This window comes from Motilimonas sp. E26 (assembly GCF_021278025.1).
In the GTDB taxonomy this organism is placed as follows: domain Bacteria; phylum Pseudomonadota; class Gammaproteobacteria; order Enterobacterales; family CBDFNC01; genus Motilimonas.
In genome coordinates, this window is record NZ_JAIBHJ010000049.1 from 1 (window position 1) to 10,205 (window position 10,205).

The 10,205-nt window shown below is 42.1% G+C and carries 11 protein-coding genes; 8 read left to right on the forward strand and 3 right to left on the reverse strand.

Going from position 1 to position 10,205, the window contains the following annotated elements; translation table 11 throughout:
* Positions 1–118 precede the first annotated feature (118 nt).
* Positions 119–727, reverse strand: coding sequence for a 16S rRNA (guanine(966)-N(2))-methyltransferase RsmD (gene rsmD, locus K1M91_RS20700; RefSeq protein WP_232804164.1), 609 nt, complete (start codon positions 725–727; stop codon positions 119–121).
* A gap of 96 nt (positions 728–823) precedes the next feature.
* Here rsmD and ftsY point away from each other — a divergent pair, with 96 nt between their 5' ends.
* The 7 genes from ftsY to K1M91_RS20735 all read left to right on the forward strand — a co-directional run bounded on the left by ftsY (position 824) and on the right by K1M91_RS20735 (position 7,299).
* Entirely contained in the window at positions 824–2,506 is a 1,683-nt protein-coding gene (gene ftsY / locus K1M91_RS20705; RefSeq protein WP_232804165.1) for a signal recognition particle-docking protein FtsY, read from the forward strand.
* A 46-nt stretch (positions 2,507–2,552) separates the two neighbouring features.
* A complete protein-coding gene (gene ftsE, locus K1M91_RS20710) occupies positions 2,553–3,233 on the forward strand; it encodes a cell division ATP-binding protein FtsE (RefSeq protein WP_232804166.1) in 681 nt (226 codons plus the stop codon).
* Positions 3,226–4,194 (forward strand): permease-like cell division protein FtsX, encoded by a 969-nt coding sequence (gene ftsX / locus K1M91_RS20715; RefSeq protein WP_232804167.1) that lies wholly within the window; start codon positions 3,226–3,228, stop codon positions 4,192–4,194. Before ftsE ends, ftsX begins: the two co-directional genes overlap by 8 nt.
* Before the next feature lie 162 nt (positions 4,195–4,356).
* Entirely contained in the window at positions 4,357–4,812 is a 456-nt protein-coding gene (locus K1M91_RS20720; protein WP_232804168.1) for a GNAT family N-acetyltransferase, read from the forward strand.
* Positions 4,813–4,902: 90 nt separating this feature from the next.
* The gene (gene rpoH, locus K1M91_RS20725) at positions 4,903–5,745 is read left to right on the forward strand and encodes an RNA polymerase sigma factor RpoH (RefSeq protein WP_232804169.1); all 843 of its coding nucleotides are present in this window, start codon (positions 4,903–4,905) and stop codon (positions 5,743–5,745) included.
* Positions 5,746–5,887: 142 nt separating this feature from the next.
* Complete coding sequence (locus K1M91_RS20730; RefSeq protein WP_232804170.1) at positions 5,888–6,718, forward strand: prephenate dehydratase domain-containing protein; 831 nt, start codon at positions 5,888–5,890, stop codon at positions 6,716–6,718.
* A gap of 239 nt (positions 6,719–6,957) precedes the next feature.
* On the forward strand, positions 6,958–7,299 hold the full coding sequence (locus K1M91_RS20735) for a 5-carboxymethyl-2-hydroxymuconate Delta-isomerase (RefSeq protein ID WP_232804171.1): 342 nt from the start codon (positions 6,958–6,960) through the stop codon (positions 7,297–7,299).
* A 49-nt stretch (positions 7,300–7,348) separates the two neighbouring features.
* Here K1M91_RS20735 and trmA read toward each other — a convergent pair whose 3' ends face one another.
* Positions 7,349–8,446, reverse strand: a complete 1,098-nt coding sequence (gene trmA, locus K1M91_RS20740) for a tRNA (uridine(54)-C5)-methyltransferase TrmA (protein ID WP_232804172.1) — start codon at positions 8,444–8,446, stop codon at positions 7,349–7,351.
* A 151-nt stretch (positions 8,447–8,597) separates the two neighbouring features.
* Between trmA and murI the strand changes: the two genes are divergently transcribed.
* Positions 8,598–9,374, forward strand: coding sequence for a glutamate racemase (gene murI, locus K1M91_RS20745; protein ID WP_232804173.1), 777 nt, complete (start codon positions 8,598–8,600; stop codon positions 9,372–9,374).
* A gap of 11 nt (positions 9,375–9,385) precedes the next feature.
* Here murI and K1M91_RS20750 read toward each other — a convergent pair whose 3' ends face one another.
* Positions 9,386–9,847, reverse strand: coding sequence for an RNA-binding protein (locus K1M91_RS20750; protein ID WP_232804174.1), 462 nt, complete (start codon positions 9,845–9,847; stop codon positions 9,386–9,388).
* Positions 9,848–10,205: the final 358 nt, after the last annotated feature.

Sequence of the window (10,205 nt, forward strand, 5' to 3'; positions counted from 1 at the left end):
TAGTGAGCAGTAGAAAGCCCGATTCGAAAGAGTCGGGCTTTTTTACGTTTGAAGAAAAAACTCACATCAAACAAAAAACCACTTGAAAGTGGTTCATTATCTACCTTGCTATCACATATTAAGCTTGGCGTTGATAAACCTGATAGATCACCTGACCAGCAACTTTGTCTTTAATAAGTTGCCAGTTTGTAGGTAGTCTCGGATTGGTTAACTCTTTTTCGCGCTCAATGTAGATCAGCGCATTTGTACTTAGCCAGTTATTAGATTCTAATTGTTCGCAGCAAGGTTCGAGTAAGCCTTTTCTGAACGGTGGGTCGACAAATACAATGTCGAATTGCTGGCTAGCTGGTTTACTAAGGTGCGTGATGCTGTCTGTACACACCACTTTGCCATTACTGGCTTTTACTGCAGCTAAATTATTTGCTAATTGCTTTGCTGCAAGCTTGTCTTTTTCAATAAGTATTGCCGCTGACGCGTAACGAGATAAAGCTTCGAAGGCTAAACTGCCACTACCACTGAAGCAATCTAAACAATTTGCATCACGAACGTCCATTGCGAGCCAGTTAAAAACCGTCTCTTTTACGCGATCTGTTGTGGGTCTGAGACCTTCCAAATCTTTAACCGGAAACTTGCGGCCGCGCCATTGCCCGGCAATAATCCGAATTTGCCCGTCTTTCGTAGGATTTATTGCTTTTTGTTTCGATCTAAGCCTTTGATTTGTGCCCATTGTAATTTTTAGTCCGGCCATTAGGTGTTAAAATACACGCAATATAATGGTCTGTATTTTAACAGGCATTCTCATATCGGGTAAGGTTTTACACAAATGGCGAAGAAAAAAGGTTTATTTTCCTGGTTAGGATTTGGCAAAAAAGAGGCTGAGCAAGAGCCAGAAGTAGTAGATTCCTCCTCTACTACACCCGACGAATCAGATGCTAAAGCACAAGCGGCTGAAGAAGCGCGTTTAGCGGCGGAAGTACAGGCTGCAGAAGAAGCACGTTTAGCGGCGGAAGCACAGGCTGCCGAAGAAGCACGTTTAGCGGCGGAAGCACAGGCTGCAGAAGAAGCGCGTTTAGCGGCGGAAGCACAGGCTGCAGAAGAAGCACGTTTAGCGGCGCAAGCACAAGCGGCTGAAGAAGCGCGTTTAGCGGCGGAAGCACAAGCGGCTGAAGAAGCGCGTTTAGCGGCGCAAGCACAGGCTGCAGAAGAAGCGCGTTTAGCGGCGGAAGCACAAGCGGCTGAAGAAGCGCGTTTAGCAGCGGAAGCACAAGCGGCTGAAGAAGCACGTTTAGCGGCGGAAGCACAAGCGGCTGAAGAAGCACGTTTAGCGGCGGAAGCACAAGCGGCTGAAGAAGCGCGTTTAGTGGCGGAAGCACAGGCTGCTGAAGAGGAGCGTTTAGCGGCGGAAGCACAGGCTGCTGAAGAAGCACGTTTAGCGGCGGAAGCACAAGCGGCTGAAGAAGCGCGTTTAGTGGCGGAAGCACAGGCTGCTGAAGAGGAGCGTTTAGCGGCGGAAGCACAAGCGGCTGAAGAAGCACGTTTAGCCGCAGAGCCAAGTAAAGAGAATAAAAAGGAGAAAAAGCCTAGTTTTTTCTCTCGTTTGAAAAATAGCTTAAGTCGCACTAAACAAAATATTGGTAGTGGTTTTTTTGGTCTATTCAGCGGTAAAAAGATAGATGATGATCTTTTTGACGAATTAGAAGAGCAGTTGTTGGTTGCAGATCTTGGGGTTGAAACGACGACGGGCATCATCAAGAAGCTAACTTCCCATGCTAGCCGTAAACAACTTAAAGATGCTGAAGCTTTATATGATTTACTTAAGCAAGATATGTCTGATATGTTGCTTAAGGTAAATAAACCTCTTGAAATTGATAAAGAAAAATCGCCTTATGTGATCTTAATGGTCGGAGTTAATGGTGTAGGTAAAACAACGACTATCGGTAAACTTGCGAAGCAATACCAGCGTGAAGGTAAATCAGTCATGCTTGCAGCTGGTGATACATTCCGCGCAGCTGCTGTAGAGCAATTACAAGTTTGGGGTGAGCGTAATGACATACCTGTAATCGCCCAACATACCGGGGCTGATAGTGCTTCGGTCTTATTTGATGCTTTAGAGGCTGCAAAAGCCCGTAATATTGATGTGCTGATAGCTGACACAGCAGGTCGTCTACAAAACAAAAATCACCTAATGGAAGAGCTGAAAAAAGTTGTTCGCGTGATGAAGAAAAAAGACGAAACTGCACCACATGAAATTATGTTGACGATTGACGCTGGCACCGGCCAGAACGCTATCAGCCAAGCACAATTATTCAATGATGCTGTTGGTGTGACGGGTATTACTCTAACGAAACTAGATGGTACTGCAAAAGGTGGGATTATTTTTGCCGTAGCAGATAAATTCGGAATTCCTATTCGCTATATAGGTGTAGGGGAAGGAATTGATGATCTGCGCCAATTTGATGCTGAAGAGTTTATAGAAGCATTATTTAGCCGTGAACAAAAGGATTGATGGCGCGACTTGGATCATCACTGATAGCTAAGGATAGAAAACCGACATGATAAAATTTGAGCAAGTTAGTAAAGTATATTCCGGTAGTCACCAAGCGCTCCAGAAGGTTGATTTTCACTTAAAGCAAGGTGAAATGGCTTTTTTAACGGGGCATTCCGGTGCTGGGAAAAGTACCTTGCTCAAACTTATTAGTCTATTAGAGCGCCCTTCAGATGGTAAGATTTTCCTTAATGGTAATGACATTAGTCGGGTCTCTCGTCGTCATGTCCCTTACTTGCGTCGCCATATAGGCATTATTTTTCAAGATCATCGCTTGTTAATGGATAAAACGGTATTTGAAAACGTAGCACTTCCATTAGTTATTGAAGGGTATGGCCGTAATGAAATAGAGCGTCGCGTGATGGCTGCATTAGACAAAGTAGGGCTCTCCGATAAAGCTTTTTGTATTCCTGTTCACCTTTCTGGTGGTGAGCAGCAACGCGTCGGTATCGCAAGGGCGGTAGTGAACAAGCCGCCATTGTTATTAGCTGACGAGCCAACAGGTAACTTAGATCCAAAGCTATCAACTGAGATATTAAAACTATTTGAAGCGTTTAATAGCGTTGGTGTTTCTGTGTTGATTGCGACTCATGATTTGGGCCTTATAGCTAAAATGCGCTACCGAACTTTAACCCTTAAAAACGGTAAAATGAGTAGTGATGGTTTGCTGGGGGAAGGTCATGCGTAATATTTTAAATCCTTCTCCTCGTATTGCTAAGGTACCATTACACAAACGATTTTTGATGTATTGGGTGAATCACTTTCAACAAGCCATAGGCAGCTTGGGTGAGTTGTGGCGTACGCCAATGGCATCATTGATGACGATGGCCGTTTTGGGAATAAGTTTGGCATTGCCAGCAAGTTTTCATCTACTTCTTAAAAATGCAGAGCGAGTGACTGCAAGCTGGGATAATGCGGCTGAAGTGAGCTTGTTTTTGCAGCCAGGTTTATCTGATAAAACCACGCAAAACTTTATTCAACGGATCAGTTTATATGATGAAGTTGATGCCGTGACTTATATATCTAAAGAGCAGGCTGTGGCTGAGTTTAGAGAAATGTCTGGCTTTGGTAATGCACTCGATTATCTTGATTCCAACCCGCTCCCAGCTGTGGTCCAGGTCACACCCAAGCCACAACATGCCTCACCGGCAGGGGCAAAATTGTTGCTCGCTAAGCTCCAGCAGGAAAAAGAAGTTGAGCAAGGAAAACTAGATATAGAATGGCTTGAGCGTTTACATAGTATTATTAACCTTGCGGTAGATTCAGTTGTTGCTATCGCCTTCTTATTACTTGCCTCTGTTCTCCTCATTGTTGGTAATACTATCCGCCTTAATATACTTAATCGCCGCAGTGAGATAGAGGTCATGAAACTGGTTGGTGCCACTGACTCCTTTATCCATCGCCCTTTTTTATACACTGGCCTTTGGTATGGTTTGATTGGCGGGTTGATCGCTTGGGTGTTAACGAGTTCGCTGGTTTTGTGGATGGAATCTGCGGTAATTAAAGTCGCTGGATTGTATCAAAGTGACTTTAGGTTGTTAGGTTTATCTTTTAGCGAGTTTTTATTTATGGTTGGTCTTGCATCCTTGCTTGGACTTATTTCTTCCTTTGTAACCGTGAAGCGCCACATTCATCTGATTGAGCCATAATTTGTTAAATCGACTTCTATCGTGATTTAGCATCTTAGCTGGTGCTATCTTTTTACCTGAGTATTATGTTATTAATTTCGGTTGAAATTATTTTGTGACTTGTATCACCTTTTTTTATCGGTTACCCTTAAGGTGCTTTACACTTCATCATAGGGAATAATCATGTCGTTATCGCTTTCATTTGAAGATGCTTCTCTCTTTTCTCCTGTTGCGCAATTGTTATTGAATGAGCTAGATTCAGAAGCAAGCAATTCTCAGTCAGTGCTTGATGACTTTTTACTTGGTGATTACCAATTGCTAATTGCGCGCAGCAATGGTGATGCAATAGGCTGTACTTTGTATCGACTTGATGGCCTAAATGAACTTGATATTCGTTGTTTATATGTTCGCTCCGGCTACAGGGAGCAAGGCGTAGGAAAATCTTTGCTTAAGCAACTAACGGCACAAGTGCAATTAACAACCGATAAAGTTTTAGTCATTAGAAGCCAACATTTAATGGTCGAAAGCCTTATCCTTTCACTCGGTTTACGATCCAATTCTGCTCCAAGATCGTACCCTTCCCACTTAAAAGCAAGCTTGTCGCCCACACCAAAGGTTGGAAACTTGCATATTCTTTGACGATTCCCTATATTCTGTCAACTTGCTACGTTTTAGCTGGCTTATAGGCTTTAGCAAGTGTTATCCATATTCATAAAAGAAAGGTTACTAATGAGTACAGATTATTCAATGGCATTGGTTCCTCAAGGAAGCATTGAAGGTTATGTTCAGTCAGTTAATCAATTTTCTGTTCTGAGTGCTGAAGAAGAGAAGCGTTATGCGGAAGAATTATTCTATGAAGGTAATTTAGAGTCTGCACGTAAGCTCGTTATGTCTCACCTACGTTTTGTGGTACATATTGCAAAAAGCTACTCAGGTTATGGTTTGCCTCAAGCTGATTTAATTCAAGAAGGTAATATTGGCTTAATGAAAGCAGTGAAGCGTTTTGATCCTACTGTGGGTGTACGCTTGGTTTCTTTTGCAGTGCATTGGATTAAAGCTGAAATACACGAATATGTGTTACGCAATTGGCGTGTAGTAAAAGTGGCAACGACCAAAGCCCAGCGAAAACTTTTCTTCAATTTACGTAAGTCGAAGAAGCGTATTGGCTGGTTTAACCAGGAAGAAGTACGTAATGTAGCTGAATCTTTAGGTGTTTCAGAAAAAGAAGTGATGGAGATGGAGTCGCGTCTTAGCGCTCAGGATCAAGCTTTTGATTTAGGTAATGATGACGATGATGATAATTTTGCGCCAATGCATTATCTCGAAGATAAGTCTTCTAATCTAGCGGCACAATTTGAGCATGATGATTATGAAAGCCATGCCTCAGCCAAATTAACAGCGGCGATGTCGCAATTGGATGACCGTAGTCAGCATATTTTACAATCTCGCTGGTTAACCGAAGATAAAGCCACATTACAAGAACTTGCAAATTTATATCAAGTATCGGCTGAGCGTATTCGCCAGCTAGAAAACAATGCGTTGAAAAAGTTAAAAGATGTAATGGATATTTAAGTTTAAGCTTACATCTAATAGCAAAAGCCTGATTTATTCAGGCTTTTTTATTGCCGTAAATCACCCGATGACACTAGAGTAGGTGACGCTTCAGTCAAGATAATGTAAATTCCCTGCTCAGTATTTTAAAGCGAGATTTTGCATGAGTGTAGTTGCGACCCTAGGCCCAAAAGATACCTTTTCCGATATGGCAACTCAGCGTTACTTGCTAGCGCAGGGACTAAGTAGCAAAGTCGCTTATTTTCCGACGTTAAAAACTGCATTTAATGCCATTGGCAATGAAGCTGATTGGGGAGTACTACCTATTGAGAACTTGTCTGAAGGTTATGTTCAAGTTGTTCTTGATGGCTTGATGGCAACGGATCTGTTTATTCGTGATGAAATACTGTTACCTATTAAGTTTGCTTTAGTAACTAACTGTCAAAGTCTCGCTGAAGTACGTTCCTTATACGTTCAATTTGTTGCTCATGGTCAGTGCTCTGAGTTTATTGAAAGTTTACAGGGCATTGCGATCCACAATACGCAAAGTAATATGGAATCTCTTAATGCTTTGGAAGGCGCTACTGAGCCAGCCGCTGCGGTTATTCCACATCATGTGCTAAAAGAGTGGAACAAAGACTGCTTTAAAATCGATAACGTAACCGACTTCGCACATAATCAAACGCGTTTTTTAGTGTTAGGCAAGCAACCGCAAAAAATTGATCCCGCACTGGCCTATAAAACGACGTTAGTTGTAAGAGATGATCATGATAAACCGGGTGTGTTAGGCAGCATTGTTACTGCATTATCTGACCGCCGTATCAATATGACTTCCATTATGTCACGCCCAACTAAGTCGCAATTGGGTAAGTATCATTTCTTTATCGATATTGAAGGTCATTGTGAGCAAGATAATATTGCCGCGGCGATCGCTCAAATTAACCTTTCTTACCAAGTTAAAGTACTGGGCTCTTATCAAGCCGCTGTTGTTTAGTCATATTGTTATCATTTTTGATTTGTTGTAATGACTTAGCTAGTGAAAACCTTTGCGCTTTTCGTTGTTGGTTGACAAATAATAGGGCTTAATTTCTTATTTTAGTTATTAGTTTTTTTGCAACTCAAACAAAGCAAATCTTGGTAATTGAATCACCTTTTTTCATCTTGTTAGTTAGCTATTCTGAGATACACTCAAAATAGTACATGAGCTAACTTGCTGAAAATTAGGAGGCTAATATGCCACACTTAGTGATGGAGTATTCACAAGATCTAGAATCTTCCCATAATATCCCTACAGTATTGAATGCAGTACATAATGCGGCTAAGGACTGTGGTTATTTTACCGCGAGTGCCATTAAAAGCCGTGCACATCCCTTCCCTTATTATCGTGTCGGCGATTTAGATAATGGCCAATTTATTCATTTGACAGTGTCGTTACTCAAAGGACGAACATCTAGGGAAAAGTATCAACTCAGCCAGTTGCTATGCCGGACGCTTACAGAGTCGGTTGAGTTTACTGGGAGTGTGTCGGTAGACGTTCAAGATGTGGATGAAGAAGTATACAGTAAGCGCTTATAAATGGGCTTTCATATGCCAGCCGCGGTGATGGCGGCTGGCTTCGCTATGACTAGATGCGCTGTAAATAAACACCTGATTCCATGTGGTGGGTATAGGGAAATTGGTCAAATAGCGCAAAACGTGTGATTTTATGTGTTTGGCTAAGCACTTTAAGGTTATCTGCTAAGGTATCAGGGTTGCAGCTAATATAAAGAATGTTGTCATACCCTTGTACCATTTTTACTGTTTCGTCGTCGAGGCCTGAGCGTGGCGGATCTACGAAGATGGTATTACATTGGTAACTGGCTAAATCGATCCCCTTTAATCGAGAAAACTCACGTTCACCTTGCATCGCTTGGGTAAATTCTTCTGCTGACATACGAATAATAGTGACGTTATCAATATTGTTGGCTGCAATATTAAATTGCGCCGACTCTACCGAAGGCTTAGCTATTTCAGTTGCAAGTACACGATTGAAGTTTTCTGCTAAAGCAAGGGAGAAATTACCATTACCACAGTAAAGTTCGAGTAGATCCCCTTCATTGCCACGAGTACACTCCACTGCCCATTCCAACATTTTTTCAGCTACTTTTGCATTAGGTTGGGTAAAGCTATTTTCTACTTGTTTATAGGTTAGAGTTCGTTGATGCACCGTGAGCTTTTCAATCACATACTCTTTATCTAGGCAGACTTTCTGTTTGCGTGCTCGACCGATTATATTGAGCTGGTAGCTTTCGTTCAGGCGTTGTTTGAGTTGTTTTGCTTGCGTTTGCCATTCGTCATCAAGTTGCTTGTGGTATAGCAAGCTGACGAGTACTTCACCGCTTAGGGTTGACAGAAAATCAATTTGAAATAGCTTGTAACGCAGTACGGTGCTGCCTTTTATCAGTGCTATTAACTCTGGCATCAACCGATTAATCAGCTCACTTCCTGGACCAAATTGATCAACACGGATTTTAGCTTTGGTCGCTTGGTCAAACATTATGTAATAAAGGTCATCGCCTTCATGCCATACCCGAAACTCACAGCGACTTCGATAGTGTTGTGCTGGAGAGTCAAACACCTCTAATGATGGCGGATTAAACGAAGCAAACTGCGCTGTAAGTTGGGATGCTTTTGATTCCAGCTGCTGTTGGTAAAGTTCAGGTTGGATAAATGGACAAGACATAGCGACCTCAATAGTGCAGCGTAGAAAAAGGCAAATTCTAACGAGCGTGTCATGTTTGTCCAGTAAAGCCGTGACTAATTTAGTTCGGGGCTTGCAGGTTAATAGCAAAAACAGTGACAATTAGCTTAATTCTAGTGAGTGGTTTATATCAGTGAGTATTTTAATTTTTGATTCAGGTGTGGGTGGCTTATCGATATTTGCTGAACTGCAAAAGCAATTGCCGACTGTTTCTATGACCTACTTATTCGATAATCAGTATTTTCCGTACGGCGAGTTAGATGACCAAGTACTGATAGAGCGGGTTTGTTCTCTTTTGACTAAAGCGGTCAATGAGTTTGGCTCTGAATTGGTGGTCATTGCATGTAATACTGCTAGCACCTTGGTGCTCGAACCGTTGCGACAAATTTTGTCTATTCCGGTGGTTGGCGTTGTTCCTGCTATCAAGCCTGCGGCGATGACGACAAAGAATAACTGCATAGGTTTATTGGCTACGCCCGGTACCGTTGCTCGTTCTTATACTGACACTTTAGTTCGCAATTTTGCTGCAGATAAAACCGTATTACGGATCGGTTCAAGTGAGTTGGTCAAGCTAGCAGAACAAAAGTTACGCATGAAGCCTGTTGACTTAGATTCACTTGCGGCAATTTTAGCCCCTTGGCTACTAGCGGAAGTTAAACCCGATCGAGTGGTGTTGGGTTGTACGCATTTTCCACTACTCGAAGAAGAACTAAAGCGAGTGCTAGGGGACGATGTTGAGTTGGTTGATTCTGGCGTGGCAATAGCCAAACGAGTGACTTCATTGATTAACATTACAGCGAGTAATGCTGAGTTGAATATATATTGCAGTTTACTAAATCAAGAAACTAACGAACTAAACCCCACTTTAAAGAAATTGGGCTTTAGTTCGTTACAGTTATTTACGGTATAATATAGATAGAGCTATTCGCCAGACTCATTTTCGTTGTCACGGCTAGTACGTTCATTTGCTTCGCGTACCTTAAGGGTGCGCTGCTGAAACTCTTTTTCATTTAGCGCATCGATTGCGGCATCTGCATCGCTATCTGGCATTTCGACAAAACCAAAACCGCGACGTTTGCCGGTTTGCTTATCTTTCATTAGCCTTACTGATACGACTCGGCCATGTTCAGAAAATAATTGACGGACGGATGCTTCGTTTGCGCGATAAGGCAAATTGCCAACGTAAAGTGTTTTAGTGGTAAAGCTATCTTCGGTTGAAGCGACTTTTTTTGGTAAAAAGGTAACTGCTAGGCCACCAATAGCTATACCAATTGCGAGCGTTAATGCAGAGTCGAGTTGTAAAAAGTAGGCAATAACAAAACCTACGCCTGCTAATGCAAGAGAAAACAACACAGACAAACCCAGTGTGTTGGACGATTTCATGTTTAATTGAACCCCTGATAATAAAATATAATTGTAATTAGATGTTTCAAATTGTGCTTGAGGCAGTTAACGCTCAAAAAAAGAAAGCGAGAACGGTTAAGTGCCTTATGTAATTTAGCAATTAAATGAAGCATAAGCTTGAAGCTGTTTCCAATTTTTTAACAATAGTCTGAATATTGTGTTGAAAATGTCGGGGAAGAGCACAAAAAACAAACGTTGAGCACATTATTTAAGCAAACGGATCTAAAAGTTAAGGTTTTACCGAAAAAGCCTTGCACCGAAATCGAATCTCCCTATAATGCGCAACCACTGAGACGGCACAGCGCAAGGCGCAACGCAACATCAGGTGGTTAAAAAG

What these genes read in the sequence shown, in the direction of transcription:
- ftsY (WP_232804165.1), top strand. Translation starts at nt 824, where the DNA reads ATGGCGAAGAAAAAAGGTTTATTTTCCTGGTTAGGATTTGGCAAAAAA.
- ftsX (WP_232804167.1), top strand. Translation starts at nt 3,226, where the DNA reads ATGCGTAATATTTTAAATCCTTCTCCTCGTATTGCTAAGGTACCATTA.
- ftsE (WP_232804166.1), top strand. Translation starts at nt 2,553, where the DNA reads ATGATAAAATTTGAGCAAGTTAGTAAAGTATATTCCGGTAGTCACCAA.
- rpoH (WP_232804169.1), top strand. Translation starts at nt 4,903, where the DNA reads ATGAGTACAGATTATTCAATGGCATTGGTTCCTCAAGGAAGCATTGAA.
- K1M91_RS20730 (WP_232804170.1), top strand. Translation starts at nt 5,888, where the DNA reads ATGAGTGTAGTTGCGACCCTAGGCCCAAAAGATACCTTTTCCGATATG.
- rsmD (WP_232804164.1), bottom strand. Translation starts at nt 727, where the DNA reads ATGGGCACAAATCAAAGGCTTAGATCGAAACAAAAAGCAATAAATCCT.
- K1M91_RS20720 (WP_232804168.1), top strand. Translation starts at nt 4,357, where the DNA reads ATGTCGTTATCGCTTTCATTTGAAGATGCTTCTCTCTTTTCTCCTGTT.
- trmA (WP_232804172.1), bottom strand. Translation starts at nt 8,446, where the DNA reads ATGTCTTGTCCATTTATCCAACCTGAACTTTACCAACAGCAGCTGGAA.
- K1M91_RS20735 (WP_232804171.1), top strand. Translation starts at nt 6,958, where the DNA reads ATGCCACACTTAGTGATGGAGTATTCACAAGATCTAGAATCTTCCCAT.
- K1M91_RS20750 (WP_232804174.1), bottom strand. Translation starts at nt 9,847, where the DNA reads ATGAAATCGTCCAACACACTGGGTTTGTCTGTGTTGTTTTCTCTTGCA.